Annotated in this window: 20 protein-coding genes; 13 read left to right on the top strand and 7 right to left on the bottom strand. The window is 49.3% G+C overall.

The genetic code is table 11. The annotated features are described in order from the left end of the window. Window positions 1-28 precede the first annotated feature (28 nt). Both uxaC and uidA read left to right on the top strand, forming a co-directional pair. The gene (gene uxaC / locus IV45_RS06740; protein ID WP_057741897.1) at window positions 29-1,468 is read left to right on the top strand and encodes a glucuronate isomerase; all 1,440 of its coding nucleotides are present in this window, start codon (window positions 29-31) and stop codon (window positions 1,466-1,468) included. 32 nt (window positions 1,469-1,500) lie between these two features. Continuing rightward, window positions 1,501-3,276: a beta-glucuronidase gene (gene uidA / locus IV45_RS06735; RefSeq protein WP_057741894.1), complete on the top strand. Its 1,776-nt coding sequence runs from the start codon at window positions 1,501-1,503 to the stop codon at window positions 3,274-3,276. 69 nt (window positions 3,277-3,345) lie between these two features. Here uidA and IV45_RS06730 read toward each other — a convergent pair whose 3' ends face one another. Continuing rightward, entirely contained in the window at window positions 3,346-4,899 is a 1,554-nt protein-coding gene (locus IV45_RS06730) for a gluconokinase (protein WP_057741893.1), read from the bottom strand. A gap of 285 nt (window positions 4,900-5,184) precedes the next feature. Here IV45_RS06730 and IV45_RS06725 point away from each other — a divergent pair, with 285 nt between their 5' ends. The 3 genes from IV45_RS06725 (at window position 5,185) to IV45_RS06715 (ending at window position 9,196) form a co-directional block, all read left to right on the top strand. Further along, window positions 5,185-6,831: a mannitol dehydrogenase family protein gene (locus IV45_RS06725; protein ID WP_057741891.1), complete on the top strand. Its 1,647-nt coding sequence runs from the start codon at window positions 5,185-5,187 to the stop codon at window positions 6,829-6,831. 45 nt (window positions 6,832-6,876) lie between these two features. Then, on the top strand, window positions 6,877-7,875 hold the full coding sequence (locus IV45_RS06720) for a D-isomer specific 2-hydroxyacid dehydrogenase family protein (protein WP_057741889.1): 999 nt from the start codon (window positions 6,877-6,879) through the stop codon (window positions 7,873-7,875). A 124-nt stretch (window positions 7,876-7,999) separates the two neighbouring features. After that, entirely contained in the window at window positions 8,000-9,196 is a 1,197-nt protein-coding gene (locus IV45_RS06715) for a hypothetical protein (protein WP_057741887.1), read from the top strand. Window positions 9,197-9,281: 85 nt separating this feature from the next. Here the strand turns inward: IV45_RS06715 and zwf are convergent, their stop codons facing one another. After that, on the bottom strand, window positions 9,282-10,757 hold the full coding sequence (gene zwf, locus IV45_RS06710) for a glucose-6-phosphate dehydrogenase (RefSeq protein ID WP_057741885.1): 1,476 nt from the start codon (window positions 10,755-10,757) through the stop codon (window positions 9,282-9,284). A 292-nt stretch (window positions 10,758-11,049) separates the two neighbouring features. Here zwf and IV45_RS06705 point away from each other — a divergent pair, with 292 nt between their 5' ends. Continuing rightward, window positions 11,050-11,481: a VOC family protein gene (locus IV45_RS06705; protein WP_057741881.1), complete on the top strand. Its 432-nt coding sequence runs from the start codon at window positions 11,050-11,052 to the stop codon at window positions 11,479-11,481. A 91-nt stretch (window positions 11,482-11,572) separates the two neighbouring features. Further along, window positions 11,573-12,793 (top strand): multidrug efflux MFS transporter, encoded by a 1,221-nt coding sequence (locus IV45_RS06700; protein WP_057741879.1) that lies wholly within the window; start codon window positions 11,573-11,575, stop codon window positions 12,791-12,793. A gap of 72 nt (window positions 12,794-12,865) precedes the next feature. Here the strand turns inward: IV45_RS06700 and nrdI are convergent, their stop codons facing one another. Both nrdI and IV45_RS06690 read right to left on the bottom strand, forming a co-directional pair. Then, entirely contained in the window at window positions 12,866-13,336 is a 471-nt protein-coding gene (nrdI, locus tag IV45_RS06695) for a class Ib ribonucleoside-diphosphate reductase assembly flavoprotein NrdI (RefSeq protein WP_057741876.1), read from the bottom strand. 6 nt (window positions 13,337-13,342) lie between these two features. Beyond that, window positions 13,343-14,698: a hemolysin family protein gene (locus IV45_RS06690; RefSeq protein WP_057741874.1), complete on the bottom strand. Its 1,356-nt coding sequence runs from the start codon at window positions 14,696-14,698 to the stop codon at window positions 13,343-13,345. 157 nt (window positions 14,699-14,855) lie between these two features. On the opposite strand from IV45_RS06690, the gene IV45_RS06685 reads away from it, so the two are divergent. Both IV45_RS06685 and IV45_RS06680 read left to right on the top strand, forming a co-directional pair. Continuing rightward, window positions 14,856-15,395: an NAD(P)H-binding protein gene (locus IV45_RS06685; protein ID WP_057741871.1), complete on the top strand. Its 540-nt coding sequence runs from the start codon at window positions 14,856-14,858 to the stop codon at window positions 15,393-15,395. Between the two features lie 58 nt (window positions 15,396-15,453). After that, entirely contained in the window at window positions 15,454-15,975 is a 522-nt protein-coding gene (locus IV45_RS06680) for a DUF1836 domain-containing protein (protein ID WP_057741867.1), read from the top strand. Here the strand turns inward: IV45_RS06680 and IV45_RS06675 are convergent. From IV45_RS06675 to IV45_RS06665, 3 genes are read right to left on the bottom strand one after another with little or no spacing between them, the layout of a single operon-like run. Continuing rightward, window positions 15,972-16,793: a TIM barrel protein gene (locus tag IV45_RS06675; RefSeq protein WP_057741864.1), complete on the bottom strand. Its 822-nt coding sequence runs from the start codon at window positions 16,791-16,793 to the stop codon at window positions 15,972-15,974. The genes IV45_RS06680 and IV45_RS06675 overlap by 4 nt on opposite strands. Beyond that, the gene (locus IV45_RS06670; protein WP_235807671.1) at window positions 16,793-17,599 is read right to left on the bottom strand and encodes a Cof-type HAD-IIB family hydrolase; all 807 of its coding nucleotides are present in this window, start codon (window positions 17,597-17,599) and stop codon (window positions 16,793-16,795) included. Before IV45_RS06670 ends, IV45_RS06675 begins: the two co-directional genes overlap by 1 nt. Before the next feature lie 5 nt (window positions 17,600-17,604). Next, entirely contained in the window at window positions 17,605-18,333 is a 729-nt protein-coding gene (locus IV45_RS06665) for a GntR family transcriptional regulator (protein WP_057741861.1), read from the bottom strand. Window positions 18,334-18,482: 149 nt separating this feature from the next. Here IV45_RS06665 and ybaK point away from each other — a divergent pair, with 149 nt between their 5' ends. The 4 genes from ybaK (at window position 18,483) to IV45_RS06645 (ending at window position 23,887) form a co-directional block, all read left to right on the top strand. Further along, window positions 18,483-18,989 (top strand): Cys-tRNA(Pro) deacylase, encoded by a 507-nt coding sequence (gene ybaK / locus IV45_RS06660; RefSeq protein WP_057741858.1) that lies wholly within the window; start codon window positions 18,483-18,485, stop codon window positions 18,987-18,989. Further along, entirely contained in the window at window positions 18,989-19,732 is a 744-nt protein-coding gene (locus IV45_RS06655) for a hypothetical protein (RefSeq protein WP_057741855.1), read from the top strand. The genes ybaK and IV45_RS06655 overlap by 1 nt, the downstream gene beginning before the upstream one ends. Before the next feature lie 90 nt (window positions 19,733-19,822). After that, a complete protein-coding gene (locus IV45_RS06650) occupies window positions 19,823-21,259 on the top strand; it encodes a C69 family dipeptidase (protein WP_057741853.1) in 1,437 nt (478 codons plus the stop codon). 216 nt (window positions 21,260-21,475) lie between these two features. Then, a complete protein-coding gene (locus IV45_RS06645) occupies window positions 21,476-23,887 on the top strand; it encodes a phosphoketolase family protein (RefSeq protein ID WP_057741850.1) in 2,412 nt (803 codons plus the stop codon). Window positions 23,888-23,910: the final 23 nt, after the last annotated feature.

Genomic DNA, 23,910 nt, shown 5'->3' with positions numbered 1-23,910 from the left:
AAGCATTAATTCTTGGAGGTATTGAATTATGAGTTTAATTGACGATGATTTTTTGTTGACTAACGATTGGGCAAAGAAACTGTTTAACGCCTGCAAAGACATGCCAATCATTGACTATCACTGTCACCTGAGTCCGGAAGAAATGTATGAAAACAAGAATTACAAGAACCTGGCTCGTGTATGGATCAACGACGGTAACGCGGGTGACCACTATAAGTGGCGTTTAATGCGGGCCAACGGGGTTCCGGAAAGCCTGATTACCGGTGACGGCGACGACTTCGAAAAGGTCAAAGCCTACTGTGCAACCATGGAAAAGGCCATCGGCAACCCGCTGTACGAGTGGTCAGCGCTGGAACTGCGCCGTTACTTCGGGATCACGGACACCATCTGTGAAAAGAACGCCAAGAAGATCTGGGATAAGGCCAACGAATTGCTGGTTAAGCCCGAATTCCGTCCACGGCAACTGCTGCAACGGATGAACGTGAAAGTGGTCTGCACCACTGACGACCCGGCATCTGAATTGAAGTACCAAAAGCTGCTCAAGAAGGATGAAAAAGAGAATGGCTTCAAGGTATTGCCAGCAATGCGTCCTGACAAGGCCTTTGCCATTCAAGTTGACACGTTTGGCGCCTACATGAAGACGCTGGGCACGGTTGCCGGTGTCACCATCAACAATTTTGCCGACCTGGTTAAGGCCTTGGATCAGCGTTACGAATACTTCAGCTCACTAGGGGCTAAACTGTCCGACCATGGCATTAACAGCTTCCACTTTGCTCCGGCTTCTGAGTCTGCTGTCAATGACGTCTTCCAAAAGGGCCTGAACAATGAAAAACTGTCTGACCACGACGTTGACGTTTACCTGACGGCGTTGATTGAAAACTTGATGCGGATCAACAAGAAGTACGACTGGACTATGCAGTTCCACGGCAACGTTATCCGTAACGGCAACCAGCAGCTGTTTGATTCGATCGGTGCTGACTGTGGTGGTGACTCCATGGGAACCCAGGCCGACTTCGCCCAGGAAATCATGAAGCTCTTGATGCACATGCAGGCAGAGAACAACATTCCAAAGCTGATCCTCTACTCACTGAATCCAAATGACTGGATGGAACTGGCCTCTGGCATGGGTGACTTCTACGGCGACGGGGTTGATGCCCACGCTACCAAGCAGAAGCTGCAACTCGGTTGTGCATGGTGGTTCAATGACACCCGCCGTGGCATGGACCTGCAGCTGCAAATGATGGCTGAGAACTCACTGCTGGGTAACTTTGTCGGCATGCTGACTGACTCACGGAGCTTCCTGTCCTACTCACGGCATGAATACTTCCGCCGGGTACTGTGCGACTACCTTGGCCGCCTGATCGAAAACGGTGAGGCACCGGCCGACGAAGAGTTCATGGGGAACATGGCTAAGAACATTGCTTACAACAACGCTCACGACTACTTCCAATTTGGCGACATTGATTAAGGCGCTCGTTTAATCAGATTGGAGGATTAAGAATGCTTTATCCAGAACAGACTGCTACCCGGACTTTGGAAGACTTGTCGGGGATGTGGAAATTTAAGGCGGAAACGGGGAAGGTTGACCCGGAAAAGCCATTGACTGACACCGTGTGGATGGCGGTGCCCGCTTCCTTTAACGACCAGACGATGAACACCCAACTGCGCAACCACCTGGGCTATTTCTGGTACGAGACAATCTTCAATGTGCCCGCCGACCAGCTGAAGAAACGTAACGTCCTGCGTTTTGGCTCGGTGACCCAAAGCTGCCAGGTGTACTTGAACGGCCAAGAGGTTGCCCATCATGTGGGTGGTTTTACGCCGTTTGAAGCGGATGTCAGCCACCACCTGCGCGCCGGCAAGAATGACTTGAAGGTTCGGGTCTCCAACCTGCTGGACAACGACACCATTCCGACCGCCGATTTGAAGAAGGATGAGCAGGGACATTACCACATGCAGACGCGGTTTGACTTCTATAACTATGCAGGCATTCACCGGCGGGTACGGCTTTACACGACCAACCGGACCTACATCGACCATATTGCGGTCAACTACGATGTCGAAGGCGCCAAAACGACCGTCCGTCCTGAGATCAATGTCAGGGGCAACTACGATCACGCCCAGTTGCGGATCCTCGATGAAGAGGGCAAAGTCGTGGCCACAGGCGATTCTTTGCAGGCGGACATGAATATTGCCGACACCCACCGTTGGCAGCCTTTGCACGCCTATTTGTATGAACTGGAAGTCAATGTCTATAACCAGGAAAGCGACCTGCTCGATTCCTACACACAGGAGTTCGGCGTGCGGACAATTGCCGTTAAAAACGACCGCTTCCTGATCAACGGCAAACCCTTCTACTTCAAGGGTTTTGGCCGGCATGAAGACTCTTTGGCTCATGGTAAGGGTGAAAACATGCCCCTCGTCAACATGGACTATCAGATCATGAAATGGATGGGCGCCAACTCATTTCGGACTTCGCACTACCCATACTGTGAGGAGGCCATGCGCCAGGCTGACCGGGAAGGCTTAGTCGTCATTGATGAATGCCCGGCAGTTGGGATCTTTGAGACCTTTAACGTCACGCTGGGTGGCAACGGCGACTTCAAGCACGGCAACACCTGGGACCACTTGAATACGATGGCCAACCATAAGCGGGCCATTAAAGAAATGGTGGAAAGAGATCATGATCACCCATCAGTGGTGATGTGGTCAGTTGCCAACGAACCGGCCAGTCATGAAAATGGTGCGCACGAATACTTCAAGGAGATTATCGATTACACCCGCCAGCAGGACCCACAGAAGCGGCCGATCACGATGGTCAACATCATGATGGCCAACGCGGACAAAGACCTGGTTGGCGATCTCTTAGATGTCATCTGCCTGAACCGCTACTACGGCTGGTACGTCGACTTCAACAACTTGCAACAAGCTCAGTCTGATTTGAAGGCCGAGCTGGAAAAATGGCACCAGAAGCTGCCGGGCAAGCCAATTGTCTTTACGGAATTTGGGGCTGACACGAAGGCCGGTCTCCATTCCATTCTGCGGATGCCATATTCCGAGGAATACCAGCTTGATTACTATAAGGCCAATTTTGCAGTCTTTGACCAGTGCGACTATGTTCAGGGTGAGCAGCTCTGGAACTTCGCTGACTTTGCCACGGACGCCGGCATGATCCGGATCGGCGGTGAAAACCTGAAAGGAGTCTTCACCCGCGATCGGCAGCCAAAAGAGGTTGTTGAATTCTTGCGTCATCGTTGGTTGAAGATGGATAAATAAGATTGAACAAAGAAAGTGGCCCCAAGCCTTGAAAATTAAGGCTTGGGGCCATTTTTTACTGTTTAACGATTACTTTTCGTCGTTGTACATCTGTGGGAACTCACGCTGGAAGTTGGCAATCGCTGCGTATTCGGATTCCAGCTTCTGGCTGAGGCTGATGTAAATTGGCTTCAGCTTGCGGTAGGCTGGGTAATTGTTTTCGTTTGGTTCGTAACGCTTTTCCTTGCCGATGTACTTAGTAATGTCGGCAAGGCTACTTTCCAGACCCAGACTCATCTTTGCCAGGTACATAGCTGCCAGGCAGCCACTTTCGTATGAGTCAGGGATGGTGATTTCGTGTTCGTAAATGTCAGCCATGATCTGCCGACCCAGTGATGAACGGACAAAACCACCGGCAACCAGGATGTCTTTCGGATCGCCGGTTACCTTGGTCAAGGCCAAAGTGGTCATGTACAGGTTGAAGACAATGCCTTCCAGTACGGCACGAACCATGTGGGCACGCGTGTGTTTCCGGTTCAGGCCGAAGAAGGAAGCACGGGCATTGGCATCCCATAATGGTGCCCGTTCACCACCCAGGTAAGGATGGAAGAGCAGGCCGGCAGAACCAGCTGGCACCGTTTTGGCGATGTCGGTCAGCATGTCGTAGGAATCACGGTGCAAGAGCTTGGCCGTTTCCTGTTCGCCACCAAAGAGGGCATCGTGGGCCCAGTTGAAGACGATCCCACCGTTGTTGATGGGGCCGCCGACCAGGTACTTGCCCTCCATAATCGGGTAGCAGTAGAGGCGGGCCTTTGGATCAACCAGCGGCTTGTCCATGAATGACCGAACCGCGGCGGAAGTACCAATGTTGATGGCCAGGGTGCCGGTTTCCAAAGCGCCAACACCGATAGTGGAGAGGGCACCATCAGTGGCTCCCATGACGACCTTCACGTCAGCAGGGATGCCCATTTCCTTAGCGTATTCCGGCTTGATCCCATCAATGGCGTGGGTGCATTCAACCAGTTCCGGCAGTTGTGACCGCTTGACGTCAACCATCTTCAGGATTTCGTCATCCCAGTCAATCGTCTTCATGTTTAAGAGGCCGGTGGCAGCCGCCATTGAGGTTTCTTCGGCCAATACATTGGTGTAGCGCCAAATAATGTATTCCTTAATGCCAACCCAGTAAGTAGTTTGATCAACGATCTCAGGGTGTTCGTTCTTCAACCATAACAGCTTGTAGAAGGGACCCATTGGGTGGATCGGCAAACCGGTGTGCTGGTAGACCGTCATCCCTTTGCCGTTCGCCTTGTATTCGCTAGCGTACTTTTCGGCCCGGTTATCAGCCCAGGTGATGGCCCGGGTCAGTGGCTTAAAGTTCTTGTCCAAAGCGATCAGGCTGTGTTGCTGAGCCGACCAGGAGATAGCAACGACTTTACCATCCGTTAACTTGGACTTGGCGACAACTTCCTTAATGGCTGCCATCGTGGCGTCAAACATCACATCCGGATCTTCTTCCGCCATGTCGGGTTCGGTTTGGTAGAGGGTATAACCCTTATTTGCTTTTGCGTAAATCTTACCATCTAAGTCATACAACAGTGCTTTAGTACTTGTGGTACCAATATCAATTCCAACGATGTAATCCATAATTAATACCTTCCTTATATATGTTGCGCGTGGGCTGTGAATGGCAAAGTAATATATCAGATTTCAATACAAGCTAAGTTTAAAACGGTTTCATAAACTCGTCAACAGTTAGGCGCAATTTAATGTTAACGTGCACTTTGTGACATAATTAACAATAGTGACAAATAATTTCCTTAAATAATGGCAGAAATATGATTGACAATTAAAGTTTCTATGCTAGAATGAAAGCGTGTTCAGGCAATACTAATATATCAGTTGTTTAGGAAGAACATGGAGGAAACATTTATGGTTAAGATTACTGATGACTATAAAGCTAAAAAAGCTGACTTTGCCAAGGCTGGTATTAAGGTACCAACTTATGACCAAGCAGAAGTTACGAAGAATGCTTTAGCTGCCCCACAATGGGTTCACTTCGGTGGCGGTAACTTGTTCCGCGCCTTTCACGCAGCTATTGCTAGTCATTTGATTGATGCCGGTAAGTTAAACAAGGGGATCATCGTTGTTGATACCCACGACTCTGGCGTTATTGACGGTGTTTACACGAAGTTCAACAACCGGATGGTCCGGGTAATCACCAAGGCTGATGGTTCCCAAGATCGTGAACTGTTTGCCTCGGTTGCCGATGCAATCTATGCCGGTCCGGCTACTGAAGATGCAAGCGGCTTTGAAGCACTGAAGAAGATCTTTGTTCAGGATAGTCTCCAAGTGGCTTCCTTCTCAATTACTGAAAAGGGTTATGCATTAAAGGATGCAGAAGGTAACTTCTACGCACCGGTTGCTCGTGACATCAAGAACGGCCCTGCTAAGCCAGAAAACAATATGTCATTGATGGTTGCTTTGCTGCTGGCTCGTTTCAACGCCGGCGCTAAGCCAATGGCATTACTGTCCACCGATAACTTCTCCCAGAACGGGGACAAGCTGAAGGACAGTGTCATGACGATCGCCAAGGCATGGAAGGCCAATGGTTTCGTTAACCAAGACTTCATTGACTACCTGAGTGATGAAAACAAGATCACCTTCCCACTGTCAATGATTGACCGGATCACGCCAAACCCATCCGAAACGGTTTCTAAGGCCCTGGAAAAGGATGGCTTTGAGGACTACCAGATTGTTCACACCGCTGCTCACACCAACATTGCGGCCTTCACCAACACTGAAGAGGCTCACTACCTGGTTGTAGAAGACAAGTTCCCTAACGGCCGGCCAGCATTTGAAGACGATGGTGTGATCATGACCGACCGCGACACGGTTAACTTAGCCGACCAGATGAAGGTTACGGCTTGCTTGAACCCACTGCACACGGCACTGGCCATCTATGGGACGATCTTAGGCTTCAAGTCCATTTCTTCCGAAGTTCAAGACCCTGACCTGAAGCACCTGATCATGCAGATTGGTTATGGCGAAGACCTGCCTGTTGTTCAGGATCCAAAGGTATTGAGCCCACGCAAGTTCATCGACGAATTGGTTAACAAGCGTTTGCCAAACCCATACAGTCCAGATACGCCACAGCGGATTGCCACTGATACTTCACAGAAGATGGGTGTTCGTTACGGTGTTACCATCCAGCACTACATCGATGACCCAAGCCGCGATCCAAAGGAATTAAACTTCATTCCATTGGTTATCGCTACCTGGTTACGTTACCTGATGGGGATCAACGACGAGGGTGCCGAATTCCAGCCAAGTCCAGACCCACTGTGGGACGACTTGCATGGTCAGGTTAAGGACATCAAGTTTGGTGATGCTGACCAAGATGTTCACGAAGCTGTTAAGGGTATCTTGTCCAACAAGTCCATCTTCGGCGTTGACTTGTACGAAGTTGGCTTGGGCGATAAGATTGAAGCTGACTTCAAGGAAATGCTGGCTGGCAAGGGTACCATCCGCAAGACCTTGGAAGCCCACCTTGCTAAGGACAGCAAAGACGTTGAGTAATATCGCATAAGGAAAGATTGATTAATTCGAAAGGGAAAGTTGATTATGACAGAATATAATATCGCAGTTGTTAACTCCAGCAGTTTTGGCCAGATCTTTACTGAACACTGGCAGGAATTGGAAAAGATTGGTAACGTTAAGCGTTTCATGTTTGACCCAAACATCGGCGGCAAGGAATTAGCCGAAAAGCTGCAGGGTTACAACATCATCATTGCTAGTGTGACCCCATTCTTCACTAAGGAATTCTTCGACAACATCGAAGGCCTGAAGCTGATTTCCCGTCACGGTATCGGCTACAACTCCATCGACATCAAGGCCGCTAAGGAACACGGTGTTAAGGTAACGATTGTTCCGCCATTGGTTGAACGTGAATCCGTTGCTGAAAACGCACTGACCAACCTGATGGCCGTTGTTCGTCAGGCACCTGCTTCTGCTGACCGGGTTAAGGCCGACCACTACGAAGACCGTGCTCAATTCATGGGCCACGAATTCCGCGGCAAGCAGTTCGGGGTTATCGGCTGTGGTAACATCGGTAGCCGGGTTGCTGAACTGTTCCACCTGCTGAGTGGTGGTGAAGACGTATTGATCGTCGACCCTCACTCTCGTGCCCGTGACGGCTGGTGGGATGACAACCCGTACGCTAAGCTGGTTTCCCTGGATGAGCTGCTCGAAAAGTGTGATTACATCTCACTGAACGCATCCCTGGATGACACCGACTACCACCTGATCAACGAAGAAGCATTGAGTAAGGTTAAGAAGGGTGTCTACTTCGTCAACCATGCCCGTGGTGCCCTGATCGACGAAAAGGCAATGCTGGCTGCTGTTAAGGATGGCCGTGTTGGTGGTTACGCTGCCGATACCATGGAAGTTGAACCAGTTCGTGCTAACCACCCATTCTTAAAGGACAAGCACTTCCTGGTTACCCCACACACGTCAGCATACACTTATGAATGTCTGCACGGTATGGGCGAAAAGTGTGTCTCCGATGTTAAGAACCTGGTCAACGGCAAGCCACTGGTTCGTGAACTGACGAGTCAACTCTAATCAATCAAGAAAAACGGTCGTACCGATTAACATCAGATCGGTAAACACAAACGGTCGCTAACAATTCGGTTTGCTGAGTTGTTAGCGGCCTTTTTTCGAGCTAAAAGTTAAAGAAGGTAATCAAATGGCGGATCCGTTAAATATTCTCCACACGGTGGGCTTTAAGGCAATGTACCCAATGGTCCGGGCCGGAATTAGTCTCAAAAAGCCGCTCGACGCCCGCCGGTTAACGACGGCAGTGGCCAAGGTTGTAAAAGCCGTGCCGCAGTTAATGCAGGCTTACCGGATCAAAGACAACGAGTTTGAAGACATTGATGCAGTTGTCGGCGACGTCTTGCATTTTGTCGACCAGATTGATGAAAGCGCCGCTGGCAAGCTCGACTGGGAAAAGCAGCCGCAATGGCAGCTGTACGTCACCGATTCGCAACTGGTGGTCTATGGCAGCCACATTCTGACTGACGGGGCCGGTTTCAAGCAGCTCCTGTATCTCCTGTGTGCCGCCTATAACCAGACCGCTGACCTGGATGTGGCCAACCACCAAGACATTGACGGCATTAAGGCGTTGATCAAGAAAATCCCGGCACACCAGAGCAAAAACAACGATCATCCGACCCAGGCACTGTCGTTGCCGGCATTAGCCCCGAGCCCCGAAAGTCGCCAATATTCGATTTTGCATCAGCATTTGACGGCAAAACAGTTTGCCCAACTCCACGCCTGGACTAAGGCTAACGGTGTCACCATCAATGATGCGGTGATGACGGCCTTTGCCAAGGCAGTCCAACAGTTCTGTGGGGTTGATGAACTGAACCTGGCCTGTCCCACCGACATGCGCCAGTTTCTGCCGGATGACCAACGTTCCGAATTGCGGGTGCAAAACCTGACTGGCCGTTACAACATCAGTGTGGCTGCCCAACCGGCCGAAGATTTTCCGGCCACGGTTGTTAAGGTCCACCAAGCAATGAACCAGCAAAAGGCTGACTACACCTTCTTGGAGTCGTTTCGGTCAATGCTGGCGAACCTGGATGATGGGGCCAGCGTCAGTCAATTGCAGCAGGACGTTGAAAACCATTACCACGTGCGCAGCATCGCCTACACCAATATGGCGATTGTGAACGATGCCCGCTTGTATTTTGCTGACAACGAGATCGATGATTGCATTCTGACCGGTGGCTTTCGGACGATGCCGCACTATCAGATCTGTGCCAGCACCTTTAAAGGTCAGCTGAATCTCGCTGCCAATGTGATCGCTACAAGCGCCGAAAAGCAGCTGGCTTATGCCGTAATGTCACTCATGCGGCAGTACTTGCTGTCGGTCCACTAGGCTAAAACGAGAAATAGAGGAAATAAAACCGCTAACGCTCAATCAAGAACGTTAGCGGTTTTGCTATTATGGTTAGTTTTGAGAATTAACGGTTCAAGCGGTAAACCCATTGCCGACCGTCACGAGCCAGCAGTTCATCGGATGCGGCTGGGCCCATGGAGCCAGGTACGTAGTTAGGGAATTGTGGTTCTTCAATGTCCCACAGCTTCCGGGCAACGTCAACAAACTTCCAAGCGTAGGCAATTTCGGACCAGGAAGCGAAGTTGGTGTGGTTGCCTTCCAGAGCGTCGTGCAGGAGCCGTTCGTATGGTTCTGGGGCTTCTTCCTTGGTGGAAGTGTCCTGCATGAACTTCAGGTCAACTGGCGTGGTCTTGAAGCCTTGGCCGGCGCTCTTAGCGTTGACCCGTAAGGAGAATCCGGCTTCTGGTTCAACATAGATTGTTAAGATGTTGCTCTTCAGGGATTGGTCGGATTGCATCCGTGGGTTGGCGAAGATATCGATCAAAGGCTTCTTGAAGACAACGTCGATCCGGGTGAACTTGTCAGCCATCTTCTTACCAGTCCGGACGTAGAATGGAACCCCAGACCAACGGTAGTTATCGAACAAGAGCTTTGCGGCAACGAAGGTTTCGGTGTTGGAGTGTGGGTCAACACCATCTTCGTCACGGTAGGCGTTGGTGTTTTGACCGGCATCGTATTGGCCACGAACAAAGTTAGCAGCTGCTTCGGCTGGCGTGTAAACCCGCAGTGAACGCAGGGCCTTGATCTTTTCAACTCGCACGTCGCTGTCGGTGAAGGAAACTGGTTGTTCCATGGCTAATTGGGCAACCACTTGCATGATGTGGTTTTGCATCATGTCACGCAGAGCACCGGAGTTGTCGTAGTAACCGGCACGCTCTTCAACACCCAGCTTTTCACTCAAGGTTACCTGGACGTTGTCGATGTAACGGTTGTTCCACAGGGATTCGATGATCGTGTTACCGAAACGCAGGGCTTCGATGTTTTGAATCATTTCCTTACCCAGGTAGTGGTCAATCCGGAAAATCTGGTTTTCTTGGAAAGTCTGGGACAATTCGTCGTTTAACTTCTTAGCGGAGTCAAAGTCACGACCAAATGGCTTTTCAATGACTAAGCGGTTGTAGCCGTCGTCGGTTAATAATTGCTGCTTCTTCAGGTTCAAAGCAATTGTGCCGAAGAATTGTGGGGCCATTGACATGTAGAAGAGACGGTTGCCAGTGGTGTGGAACTGGTCTTCCAGCTTTGCCAGCCGGTCCTTCAAAACAACATAGTGTTCTGGCTTAGTAACATCGTGTGATTGGAAGAAGAAGTGCTTAATGAAACTAGCAGCTTGACCTTTTTCGGTTTCCTTAATGCCGCTAATGGACTTAGCAACCATTTGTTGGAAGTCCTCATCAGAGATTTGCCGACGTGAAGTTCCTAAGAGGGCAAAGTGCTCACCCAGGTAACCCTTTTGATAAAGTTTGAACAAAGAAGGGTATAGTTTCCGCTGGGCTAAGTCACCAGCTGCACCAAATAACGTAATCAAAGCTTTGTTTTCCATAGCTTAAGTTCACTCCCCAAATCGAGTCTGTAAATTGTTCATCGATTGCCATTATAACCTTAAACTAGGCGCGCGGCTACAATATTGGGTAGCGTTTTCTTGATTGTGATTAATTCCACAAATTGGATTGATTTGGGTCGTCCACCATGAAAATACGCTTCGTCACGGTTGATAGAAAATTGGTCTAGTTCAAAATTTTTTCTGGAACTTTGTGCTTCATTGGTCCGGCCCAATTTGACGGCGGCTAGTCAAGGCAATATAATTAGTAAGAACTCAATTACGGAGGAAAAGAATGGCGGCAGAAATATACCCTTTTTTGACCTTTAAGAATGCCAAAAAGGCGATGACATATTATCAGCAGGAATTTGACGCGGACGCCCTGCAGCGGATTCCTTTTACTGAAGAACAGGCAAACAATCTGGGTCTTTCAGTAGATAACCTGGATGATACGACGGCCTATGGCGAATTCAGCATTGCCGGTCACAAGATTATGTGTGCCGATGCAACGATGGTCGAACCACAAGCGTCATCTTTGGTGTCCTTACTTTTAGACTTCAATGGTGATGAAGCAAGCGCTAAGGACCTATTCGATCGCCTGGCGGCTTCCGACCAGCAGCGGGTGACCCTGCCATTTGGTCCACATCCGGTTCATTCTAAGATGGGCCAGATTGTCGATGCTTATGGCATTACCTGGCTGATCTGTTCCGGCAATAGTGAAGACTAAGCAAAATTAAAATTGATCATACTGACAAGGGGGCTGAGGTAAAACTCAGGACCCCCTTTATTTTTACTTTATTTAGAGAGGAGGCCCTCTGATGGCTGACGAGACAGCGCCGATCTGGAAACGAAATCTCCGGGTCCTATCAATCAGTGTGTTTTTTGCGGGCATGGGCTTCTCTGAAATCATGCCCTTCTTATCCTTATACATTGCCACTCTAGGCAACTATAGCTATTCACAGTTAAACTTCTATTCCGGAATTGTCTTTTCCGTCATGTACGTGGTGTCGGCCATCACTTCGCCATACTGGGGCAAGTTGGCCGATCAGAAGGGGCGGAAATTGATGATCTTACGAGCGTCTCTCGGGATGGCCATTGTGATTGCGGCCATGGGTGCCGTCCAAAACGTGTGGGAACTCATGATTTTGCGGATGCTGCAAGGGGTCTTCGCCGGCTTCGTCTCCAACGCAAACGCCTTGATTGCGACCGAAACGCCGAAGAAACAGGCGGGGTCCGCTCTGGGAACAATGGCGTCTGGGGTAACCGGTGGGACGCTGCTGGGCCCGCTCATGGGTGGTGCTTTGGCGTCGATGTTCTCTTACCGGATGACCTTTTTCATCACGGGTGCCATCTTGCTGATGATCTTCTTTGCCTGCCTCTTCTTCGTGCATGAAGAGGGCTTTGTCCCAGTCACGGACAAGAAGCTCGATAAGGCCAGCGGGGTCATCCACGAGCTCGACCAGCCACGGGTGATCTTCGGCTTGTTAATTACCACAATGATCATTCAGGCTGCCAACAATTCGATCAACCCGATCATTTCTCTGTTCATTAAAGAACTGATGCATGGCGGCCACGGTGTTACCTTGGTTGCCGGAATTGTGGCCGCCTTGCCCGGAATCTCGACGATGGTGGCAGCACCGTTGCTGGGTCGTCTGGGCGACCGTATCGGGACCCACAAGATTCTGATCTTTGGTTTCCTGCTGCAGATTGCCTGCTTTATTCCGTCGGCCTTCGTCACCAACCCATTACAACTAGGGATCCTGCGTTTCATCATCGGAATTGGCAACGCGAGCCTCTTCCCGCAGGTGCAGACCTTGTTAACGAAGAACACACCATCCATGCTGACGGGGCGGATCTTCTCTTGGAACCAAAGCTTCATGTATATCGGTAACATCTTTGGCCCGTTGATCGGTGGGGCAGTGGCCGGTTGCTGGGACTATGCTCAAGTCTTCCTGTCGACGGCTGGGCTGGTCTTCATCAACATGGTCCTCTTCATCTTCAACGTCTTCCATCCACTGGAACAACATAAAGACAATTAACGACACACAAAAAAGCCGCTAAGCGCAACACATTGTTGGGCTTAGCGGCTTTCGCTTTTTAATGATGTTGAATTAATCTGCGGCGGCTTTTTGCCAGCGTTCAGATAAAATCTTGTAAATCTTTTGAATGTCTTCATCGGTACCCCGCAACTCATAATCGGCGAGGAAAGGTGCATCAAACTCGTGAGCATACTTTTTAGCAGTCAGGCAATACTGTTCGTTGAAGTTCTTATTTCCGCTGCCGACAACCCCGATGCATTTATCGGCGTTGTCGTTTTGTGCAATGTATTCACCCAAAGCGTTCGTCATCAATTCGGTAAAGCCCGAATCAAAACCGTTGCCGCCGTCCAGGTAGGTTGGTACAAATGCAAAGAATGGTTCTTGTTCAGCTGCCGGCACCGTTTGGTCGGAGATTTCCTTGCATTTGATTAATGGATTTGCGTCGTTAAAGCTGTGTTGTTGGCGCGCATACGCACTCATGCGCTTTAAAAAGGAACGTGTATTGCCCTCGATTGAAATAAACAAGATGTTCATTGATGCCATTTATTATCACCCCGTAGTTTGATGCCTTTTAGTTTTTGATTGGTCTGGGGTGGCAACCACTTCAAACCAGTCAACATATGAGTTGCTATAATCCATGATCTTTAACTTGTAGCCGCCGATATTGACCACATCGCCTTCTTGAATGTGCGGGAAGTTGTCCACCACATATCCAGAAAGGGTCACGGCGTCAGTATGATCAAATTCCTTTAAATCATCGTGGAAGTAACGTTCAAAGTCGTAAGTGGTGGTTTTACCATTAATTTTAATTTTCCCACTTGCCATCTTGCTGATCATATTATCGGCCACATCGTCAATCTCGTCACGAACCGTCCCGAATAATTCTTCGTAAATGTCTTTATCGGTGATGATACCGGAAGTACCGCCGTAATCGTCAACGACCACCACCATTGGCACCCGGGTGCGGATCATCTGCTGCAGGACCTGGGTGATGGGGGTCGATTCCGGAACGGTCGTCAAGTGACGCAACACTTTGGTGAGTGAAACGTTACCATCGATTCGGGACTGACGGATCAAATCGTAGTTGAAGACGTAACCTAAGATCTTGTCTTTGTTGCCATCAGCGACAACCGGCAGCCGACTGAACTTGGTCTTCAAGTAGTCTGTCAAGGCATCATTGACCGTGCGCTTGATGTCGATAACGGACAACTGAGTCCGGTCGATCATGATGTCTTTGGCCATTTTGTCGTCGAAGTCGAAGGCCCGTTCCATGTAGAGCAGTTCGCCACGGTGCAGGTTACCGCCCTTGTAGGCATTACGAGAAAGACTGATGATCTCGCTTTGCGACAACACCTCGTCGTTTTCGTCGGCCGGTTTCATCCCCATCAGGCGAACGATGCCGTTAGCGGATGCATTGAGCAGCCAAACGAATGGGTAGAAGAAGGTGTGGAAGTAATGTAACGGTGTCACAACGCCCATCAGCATCTTAATTGGGAAGTCGATGGCGATGTTTTTAGGGACAATTTCTGTCAAAACCACTTCCAGGTAGGTCAGCAACAGGACACCGACCACGGCACTGACAGCATGAACGGCATTGTCATTCAAGTGCAGGCTAGGAAGGTCTAAGGCAGATGCCAGGATCGTTTCGAATGTGTCTTCACCAATCCAGCCTAAGATGATTCCGCAAATCGACGTCCCAACTTGAGTCGTCGATAAGTATTCCGTCAGATTGGTAACCATCTTAATGGCCCGATCAACCCGCTTAGAAGGATGGGCCTTCTTTCTCTCCTGCAAAGCGGTAATCCTGGTTTGAACCAGCGCAAATTCGGCTATTACGAAAAAAGCTGCAAAGATAAAGGTGACGATGATGATCACAAAGTTAGTCATCATGTGACTATTATCCAAAATATAATTCCCTCATTTCCTAAAGTGAATTGGGCTGGGCCTTATGCTGACAAGGTCCTAACCGATTACATACAGCAAACATTATAACATGGTAAACTGAGTTTAAGATACATGTTGCACAAAAGGAATACATAATGGACAAAGGAAGCGAAAATCAGTGGTGACGGCTGCACTAATGGACAATTTAATCTTGCTCGGCCGGGGAGATTTAGCCAATACGGTTGCCAAACAGGTACCGTCTGCCCGGCGTAAACATTTGATCAATCTCCACTTGGATGGTGGTAGGGTCATCTGCTGGCTGCCGACAGTTCAAGATCCGGTCGATCAACAGGTACAATCAGTGGTCGCTGCCATTGACCAGGCCCAAACCAAGCCGGCCAAGATCGTTGTCTGGTCGCCCGCCGGCACGGCTGATGATGCTACTCCCACGCAACTGGCAAAGTGGTGGGGCAAGGATTGGCGCCAAATCTGGTCGGCCTATCTGTACATGGTCAAAATGATTGACGAATTGGAATACCCTTATACAGTCGTCCGTTCCCTGCCGTTAGCCGCTCACGGCCCACAGGGGGTCTTATATCGCGAAGGCGAGCCCATTAAGGGACAAACGGTGGCGATTCAGGATGTTGCCAAAACGGTGGTTTCCGCCTGCCAAGGTAAGTGGCCAAACGAATCGATCGGTGTCGGTGCAAGGATCTAGTTTTTAAAACTAAGTCATGGTATATTATTAACTAGATAGACACGAGGAGGGACGAACGATGTTATTAGATGACTTCAAACAGTGGCGCAAAGAATTGTCGAAGACGCAGCTGCCGCACTGGGAAGAGTTGCCAACCATGAATCTGTACGTGGACCAGTTGGTATCTGTCGTCAATGACCAGTTGACTGGCCTGCATGTAGGGACCATTACCAAGTCGATGGTCAACAATTACGTCAAAAAGGGCGTCATCATGGCCCCCGTTAAAAAGAAGTATTCGGCTTACCAATTGGCGGCGATTACGGTGATTGCCTTGCTGAAGAACACCTACTCGCTGGATGACATCAAGGCCGGCTTGGCTCAGTTGACCGTTAACGACTACCCACAGGCCGTTTACAACCGCTTCGTCGACCTCTTCAATGCACTGTTGAAAGAGGAAAGCTTCACGAAAAACGAGGGGATCAACGCAGCCAACGAGGCCCTCTTGCAGTTGGTGGTCAAGAGTGCCTACCAACGGGTCTTGGCGGTGCAACTATTCTCGATGATGAACAAGGAACAGCCACCGGCCCAGCTCAAGCGTTAATTGCCTTTGCAAAGACGTTGCAGATAACGGTGGCTCTCAACCTGTTCAACACAATGGTTGTTGTCTTGCAGGTTGATCTCGTAAATGCTGGTGGCTTGCGGGTTCAGGCATTTCAAGACGGCCCGCCAGTCGATTTTGCCTTGGCCCAGCGGCAGGCTGTCGTGGACCTTGCCCATTGAATCAACCAAATGATAGTGAACAATTAACGGCTGCAGGTGTAATAAAGACGCCTGCAGCCCTTTATTATTGCCATGTAAATAGATGAAACAGTGAGACGTATCGAAGGCCAATCGGTAGTGATGACGTAAGATCTGAGATTCGACTTCCGGGTCACCATAAGCAAAAATCGGTGAGATCGAGTTCTCGAACATGACATGGTCGCCACCCAATTTGGCAAAGCGGTCCATCCGGTCGAAGGCAGCGTGACGAGCGGCAGCCAGGCTGGAGTAGCAATCGATGAACTGCTGGGTCTCATGGGCATAGGAACCATGGATCAGACACTGCACATCTTGCTCTTTTGCCAGCTGAATCAGCATTTTGGAGCTTTCTTCAACAAACTGGTAGAGGTCTGGGTATCGGTCAGCAGGAGCCACCAGTTCGGTGTGAAACCCATGAAACTGCATCGGGTGGTGCAAAACGATATGGGCGACTCCGGCCTGCTTAACGTAAGCCACCGCCTTTTTAAGATGAAGAAAGCCAGCCGACGTAAAGTCGCTGGCTTGAGTGAAAAATTCGTAGGTATTTGGGTGATAGGCTAGACGGTCGTTGATCTGGGTCATTGAACTGCTGCCTTTTAAACCTAAGCTTGGTAACATAATTATCTTTCTTCCAACTTATCCAAAAATTGTTCAATTACTTGCAGTACGCCATCGTCATCATTGCTGGGTGCACGGTGGTTGGCGGCCGCAACGGCTCGTGGATCGGATTGGGCCATAGCGTAACTTTGCCCGGCTAATTTGAGCATCGTCACGTCGTTTTGCCCATCGCCAAAGGCCATCAGTTGGTCAGGCGTCAGCTGGTACTGTTTGAGCAGACGTTTTAAGCCGGTAGCCTTGTCCATCCCGGCAACGATGATGTCCAAATTGCCGTAGCCACTGGTGACCGCCGTCAGCTGAGAGGCAAAGTCATGGTTGATCTGTTGCTGGAGCTGGTCCCTCAAGTCAAAGGGAACATCGAGCTGGAGCTTCACGATCTGATCATCGACTTCGCTTAGGTCGTGAATAAAGGTGTAGCGGGGGTAGTGTTTAATAATCCGTTTCATGAAGTCGGGCGTGCTGTCGTCAAAGATGAAGGCACGATGCCGGCCGGACAACAGGAAGTCGCTGCCCGCAATGGAATGGTGAATATTTAAGATTCCCTTGATCGCCTCATCGGCAACTTGACCGCAGTAAATGAATTTGCCGTGGTCAATGCATTCAACTCCGTTTTCGGCAACGAAGGCGAGCTGTTTATAGACATTGGTGAACTGGCCTTTCAGCTGGTAATAAGGGTTGCCACTGGCGACGATGAATTGGATGCCAGCTGCCTGCAGGCGAGGCAGGAGGCGGGCAAAATATTCATGGTTATACTGACTCTGACTGTTTAGAAAGGTACCGTCCATATCAACGGCGATGGCCTTAATCAATCTGATCAATCCCTTCCGACACTGACAAATGTATTGAAACGCATGTACTTATAATGGACCCGCATGTTGGAGACTTCAAATGGAGTACCGTCGTCGAGGAAAAAGACCCCGGCCATGACACCGACCGGTTCGTTTTCATTGAGCTTCAGCAGTTTTTGGTCGGCGGTATTGGAAGGTTCAACCGTCAAAGTAAGGTATGAGCGGGTCACCTGTTTGCCCTTCGCGTTTTCCAAATAGTTGAAAATCGACTTCTGCAGCACTGCCGGTGATAAGGATGGCAGAATCTTGATTGGGATGTAGCCCGTTTCGATCATGAAGGGCTGTTCGTCAATCAGGCGTAGGCGTTCGATCTTATAGACATAGTCGTTTTCGTTGAGGAACAAATCCTGCTGAATTTCCTTGGAGGCGGGGATGACCCGGTAGTTTAGAAGCTGAATACCTTGTTTCTTGCCGTCGAGGCGGAAGGAATCAGTGATCCCAAGGTTGCTACCTTCATAACGGAACATTGCCCGATTCTTCAAATAGAGCGGGTTAATGAAGGTCCCAGAGCCCCGTTTCTTGAAGATGATCCCCTGCTGGACCAACACATCTAAAGCACGCTTAACCGATGAGCGGCTGATGCCATAAATCTCGCTTAAGCTGCGTTCGTCGGGCAGCTTCATCTTTGGATACTCGTGGTGAAGGATTTTTTCTTTTATATCGCGCATTACCGAGCGGTATACTAAATCTGACATAGTTAATTAGCTCCGTTCATTCATGTTGCTAAAATAGACCTGAATTACAGATCTCAGTATAACAGACTTTTGCTAATTGGTTATCAACTTTATAAAAATTGGACCGTTCCATAAACGGCCAAATCTACAAAAAAGGAGTCCAATTTCTGATGAGCAAGAAGAAAAAGAAAAGTCGTTTGAAGAAAACACAAGTGGAACAGATCTTGGATAAAAACCACGTCAAGTATGAGCAGGTGGTCTTTCCTACCCATCAAGACGGCGATGTCCGGACGTTGACGACTGACCATACCGGTATCGACGAGCACGTTATTTACAAGACCCTGGTATTATCTGGACCAACCACGGGGCCGCTGGTCGGCGTGGTACCCATCGATAGTCACTTGGACGAAAAGGCCCTGGCTCGGGTTTCCGGTAATAAAAAGGTTGAAATGGTGCCATTGAATAAACTGGTCAAGACCACCGGCTACGTGCACGGAGCCAACACCCCAGTTGGCATCTATGAAAAGCACCACTACCCGATCTTCATTGACCAGGTGGCAAAGGAACAGGGCGAGATCTATGTTTCATCTGGTCAGATCGGCCGGTCGGTGAAGGTCAACGCTGAAGACCTGGCTAAATTGGTGCACGCAGAGTTCGCGGACCTGCAGCAAGCATGATGCGGACCATCTTAAACGTCCTGTGGCAGTTGGGCTTGTGGCTGATCGTCATTCCAGGCATCCTGGGCATTATCTTAGTTGCGATTAGCCGGGCCAATAAACGGTTGGTGGCCATGCAGAACGGCCTGTGGGGGATGATCCTCTTGGGCGGCATCGGTGTGATTCTGCACGAATTGTCGCACTTGATCTTGGCCCTTCTCTTTGGCCATCACATCGATAGGGTGGCTTTGTTGCACATCCCTGACAGAAACGATCCCAGTGATAACTGCTTGGGTTACGTTAACCATTCATTTAATGACCATAACTTGTATCAGCGTTGCGGCAACTTCTTCATTGGAATTGCGCCGGTCCTGGGCTGCACGCTGGCAATGACCCTGTTAACGCGGACATTAGCGCCACAAGTGTATAACTACTGCCTGCAATTATTCTTGCCCACCATGGCCCCCTTGCCAGTCAGTGCCGGTTCGAAATGGCAGCTGATTGTCTGGCTCATCCTAATGGTCAACATTGCGGTGGGCGGCTTTGACCTGAGCAGCGCGGATTTGCAGAATTCGGCGCATGGGGTCACGGCTCTGCTCTTGATTTTGCTTGGCTTGGCGGCAATCCTGGCCTGGCTCAGCAATCCATTAATGGTCGGGCAGTGGCTGAGTGCTCATCTGATTATTGCCTATTGGGCGTTAATCCTGGCGATTGTCTTTAACCTGATCTTGTGGCTTTTTCTCCATTTAATAGTGCGCCGTTGAAGAGGGGAAGATTGACCGCCTTTAATAACCGGTCTAAAATTGACACAACTTAGTAATGATGCTTTTAAATGTAAGAAAGGAAAAGCGCATATGAAAAAACTGTCTGCTTGTACGACTATTTTAGTCGGTAAAAAAGCTACCATTGACGGGTCAACCATGGCCGCACGTAACGACGACACGGCAACGCCAATTTGCCCACAGCGGTTTGTTGTCTACCCGGCATATCACAACCACCCTAACCAGCTGCACGCTTACCTGAACAAATTTGTGGGTGACCGTCCTGCTGATGGCTATCGTTATCAAGGGGTACCGAACGTTGACCTGCAGCACGAAGGGACCTACGACGAAAGCGGCTTTAACGAAAAGAACGTGGCTATGTCCGCCACCGAAAGCTTCTATGCTAACGAACGGGTACTGGCTGCCGACCCACAGAACACCGAAACTGGGATTGACGAAGACGACATCGTTGCAATGACCTTGCCATTCATCAACTCCGCTCGTGAAGGGGTTGAATACTTAGGCAAATTGGTTGCTAAGTATGGTTCAGCCGCTGGTAACGGGGTCATTTTCTCCGACAAGGATGAAGTCTGGTACATGGAAATTGCTACCGGTCATCACTGGGTTGCTCAACGGATTCCTGATGACTGCTATGCCGTAACTGGTAACCGGGCTGCTATCCAGGACATCGACTTCAACGATCCAGACAACTTCATGTGGTCCGACGGCATCCAAGACTTCGTTGCCGAGAACCACCTGAACCCTGACATGGACGAATTCAACTTCCGTCACATTTTTGGGACCGCTGATGTCTTTGACCTGCACTACAACACACCACGGCAATGGTACGGCCACCTGCTCTTCCGTCCTGACGTTTCGATGGATCCAGAAGATTTCGACCTGCCATTTATCATGAAGGCCAAGCACAAGTTCACAGTTGAAGACCTGGAGAAGTTCCTGAGTTCTCACTATGAAAACACGCCTTACGACCCGGTTGGCCACTTAGGCACCAAGCATGACAAGGAACTGTACCGGCCAATTTCCTTGAACCGGACGCAGAACTCACACGTCATGCAGGTACGGCCAAACGTTCCGGAAGCTGCCAGTGCCATCATGTGGATGACGTTTGGTGGTATCCCAACCTTCAGCCCTTACATGCCATTCATGGCTCAGGCGGATGCTTCGGACCCACGTTTCCGCAACACGCCAATGAAGATGGACATGGAAAGTGACAGTGCATACTGGCTCTTCCGTCGTCTGTCCATGGTTGTTGAATCCCACCTGTCAGCCTTCGCTAAGCAGGACATGGACTACTTGAAGGACATGCGTCAGTACTTCTACAGCTGGTTAGCAGAAAACACCAAGCATGTTGAAGGCATGTCGGATGCAGAAGCCACTGATTACTTGAACCAGCGGACGACCGAAATGTTTGATGAGGTCTTCAAGCGGACTAACAAGCTGATGGCTGAATTGATGACGAAGGGTCTGGAAATGTCGAAGCTGACTTTTGACATGGATCCAAACCTGTAATTGAATTGTTAAAAAGACGCCCAATCATTACTTTTCTTGATGGTTGAGCGCCTTTTTCTATGGATAAATTTATAAGCAAAAAATTGGACCGTATCAATTTTTAAATCGGTTGACTTTTGGCTAAAATGCTATATCATGAAAATCGTAAATTGGTTAGATTTACAATGCGTTGATTAGTTATAGTAGTTATTTCTTTTTAGAAGGAGTGTATATTAAATGACAGTCGATTACGACTCCAAGGAATACTTGGAAAATGTTGATAAGTACTGGCGTGCTGCCAACTACCTGACTGCAGGTACGCTGTTCTTAATGCATAACCCTCTGTTACGTCGTGAATTAAAGGCTTCTGATGTTAAGCCTAAGCCAATTGGTCACTGGGGTACTACTGTTCCTCAAAACTTCATTTACGCTCACTTGAACCGTGTAATTAAGAAGTACGACCTGAACATGTTCTACATTGAAGGTTCCGGTCACGGTGGCCAAGTTATGATGAACAACTCATACCTTGACGGTTCTTACACCGAAATTTACCCTGAATTCACTCAGGATGAAGAAGGTATGGCTAAGTTATTCAAGCACTTTAGTTTCCCAGGTGGTACTGCTTCTCACGCCGCACCAGAAGTTCCTGGTTCAATCCACGAAGGTGGGGAATTAGGTTACTCTCTGTCACACGGTGTTGGTGCTATCTTAGACAACCCAGACGTTATCGCTGCCGTTGAAATCGGTGATGGTGAAGCTGAAACTGGTCCACTGGCAACTTCATGGTTCTCAGACAAGTTCATCAACCCAATCAAGGATGGTGCTGTTCTGCCAATCCTGCAAGTTAACGGGTTCAAGATTTCTAACCCAACCATCGTTTCTCGGATGAGCGATGCTGACCTGACTAAGTACTTCGAAGGTATGGGCTGGAAGCCACTGTTTGTTTCCGCATACAAAGAACCAGACCGTGAAGGTGAATTCTCTGGTTACAAAGACCACATGGAAGTTCACGAAGAAATGGCTAAGGTTATGGACGAAGCCATTGAAGACATCAAGGCTATCCAAAAGAACGCTCGTGAAAACAACGACGATTCTCTGCCACAATGGCCAATGATTGTCTTCCGTGTTCCTAAGGGCTGGACTGGTCCTAAGAAGGACTTGGATGGTAACCCAATCGAAAACTCCTTCCGTGCTCACCAAATTCCTATTCCGGTTGCACAAGACGACATGACTCACGCCGACATGCTGACCGACTGGATGAAGTCTTACAAGCCTGAAGAACTGTTCGACGAAAACGGTGCTCCAGTTGAAGCTGTTAAGATGACTACTCCTAAGGGCAACAAGCGGATGGCTATGAACCCAATCACCAATGGTGGTCTTGATCCTAAGCCACTGCGTCTGCCAGACTACCGTGACTTTGCTGTTGACGTTAAGCAACCAGGTTCTGTTGTAAAGCAGGACATGATTGAATGGGGTAAGTACCTGGACAAGGTTGCTGAACTGAACCCTAATACTTTCCGTGGCTTCGGTCCTGACGAATCCAAGTCTAACCGTCTGTACGCTATCCTGGATGGCCAGAAGCGTCAATGGATGGAAGGTATTCACGAACCAAACGATGAAGACCTGTCCAAGCATGGTCGGATGATCGACTCTCAACTTTCTGAACACCAAGCAGAAGGTTGGCTTGAAGGTTACACTCTGACTGGTCGTCACGGCTTCTTTGCAACTTACGAATCATTCGGTCGTGTTGTTGACTCAATGCTGACTCAACACATGAAGTGGTTACGTAAGGCTAAGGAAATGCCATGGCGTAAGGACTACCCAGCATTGACTTTTGTTGATACTTCTACTGTCTTCCAGCAAGACCACAACGGTTACACTCACCAAGATCCAGGTCTGCTGACTCACATGTACGAAAAGGAACGTCCTGACTTAGTTAAGGAATACCTGCCAGCTGACACCAACGAACTGATGGCTGTTTCTGACGTTGCATTCCGCAACCGTGAATGCATCAACATCTTGGTAACTTCCAAGCACCCACGTGCACAATGGTTCTCCATTGACGAAGCTACTGAAATCGTTAAGAACGGTCTGGGCTACGTTGACTGGGCTTCTACTGACCAGGGTGCAGAACCTGATGTTGTCTTTGCTTCAGCTGCTACTGAACCAACTGAAGAATCACTGGCTGCTATCAGTCTGCTGCACGAAGCATTCCCTGAACTGAAGATTCGTTACATCAACATCGTGGACATCATGAAGTTGATGCCAATCGAAAAGAACCCTGAAGGCTTAACTGACGAAGAGTTCGATCGTTACTTCACCAAGGACAAGCCAGTTATCTTTGCATGGCACGGATTTGAAGACATGGCACAATCCTTGTTCTTCGACCGTCACAACCGCAACGTTCACATCCACTGCTACGAAGAAAATGGTGACATCACCACTCCATTCGACATGCGTGTACTGAACGAACTTGACCGTTACCACTTGGCTAAGGACGCTATTCTGCACGTACCAGGCTACGAACAGAAGGGTGCTGCCTTTGCCCAGAAGATGGATGACATGGTTGCAAAGCACAACCAATACATCCGTGACAACGGTAAGGACATGCCAGAAGTTACTGAATGGACTTGGAAGCCATTGAAGTAATAACTACTAACGCGTTTTAAATC

The organism is Limosilactobacillus secaliphilus (genome assembly GCF_001437055.1).
In the GTDB taxonomy this organism is placed as follows: Bacteria; Bacillota; Bacilli; order Lactobacillales; family Lactobacillaceae; genus Limosilactobacillus; species Limosilactobacillus secaliphilus.
Note: the sequence above shows the minus strand (reverse complement) of the source record. Positions and strands in the feature narration are given on the sequence as shown.

Bases quoted from the DNA above. Each gene is read 5' to 3' on its own strand.
- uxaC (WP_057741897.1), top strand. From the start codon at position 29: ATGAGTTTAATTGACGATGATTTTTTGTTGACTAACGATTGGGCAAAG.
- uidA (WP_057741894.1), top strand. From the start codon at position 1,501: ATGCTTTATCCAGAACAGACTGCTACCCGGACTTTGGAAGACTTGTCG.
- IV45_RS06730 (WP_057741893.1), bottom strand. From the start codon at position 4,899: ATGGATTACATCGTTGGAATTGATATTGGTACCACAAGTACTAAAGCA.
- IV45_RS06725 (WP_057741891.1), top strand. From the start codon at position 5,185: ATGGTTAAGATTACTGATGACTATAAAGCTAAAAAAGCTGACTTTGCC.
- IV45_RS06720 (WP_057741889.1), top strand. From the start codon at position 6,877: ATGACAGAATATAATATCGCAGTTGTTAACTCCAGCAGTTTTGGCCAG.
- IV45_RS06715 (WP_057741887.1), top strand. From the start codon at position 8,000: ATGGCGGATCCGTTAAATATTCTCCACACGGTGGGCTTTAAGGCAATG.
- zwf (WP_057741885.1), bottom strand. From the start codon at position 10,757: ATGGAAAACAAAGCTTTGATTACGTTATTTGGTGCAGCTGGTGACTTA.
- IV45_RS06705 (WP_057741881.1), top strand. From the start codon at position 11,050: ATGGCGGCAGAAATATACCCTTTTTTGACCTTTAAGAATGCCAAAAAG.
- IV45_RS06700 (WP_057741879.1), top strand. From the start codon at position 11,573: ATGGCTGACGAGACAGCGCCGATCTGGAAACGAAATCTCCGGGTCCTA.
- nrdI (WP_057741876.1), bottom strand. From the start codon at position 13,336: ATGGCATCAATGAACATCTTGTTTATTTCAATCGAGGGCAATACACGT.
- IV45_RS06680 (WP_057741867.1), top strand. From the start codon at position 15,454: ATGTTATTAGATGACTTCAAACAGTGGCGCAAAGAATTGTCGAAGACG.
- IV45_RS06665 (WP_057741861.1), bottom strand. From the start codon at position 18,333: ATGTCAGATTTAGTATACCGCTCGGTAATGCGCGATATAAAAGAAAAA.
- ybaK (WP_057741858.1), top strand. From the start codon at position 18,483: ATGAGCAAGAAGAAAAAGAAAAGTCGTTTGAAGAAAACACAAGTGGAA.
- IV45_RS06655 (WP_057741855.1), top strand. From the start codon at position 18,989: ATGCGGACCATCTTAAACGTCCTGTGGCAGTTGGGCTTGTGGCTGATC.
- IV45_RS06650 (WP_057741853.1), top strand. From the start codon at position 19,823: ATGAAAAAACTGTCTGCTTGTACGACTATTTTAGTCGGTAAAAAAGCT.
- IV45_RS06645 (WP_057741850.1), top strand. From the start codon at position 21,476: ATGACAGTCGATTACGACTCCAAGGAATACTTGGAAAATGTTGATAAG.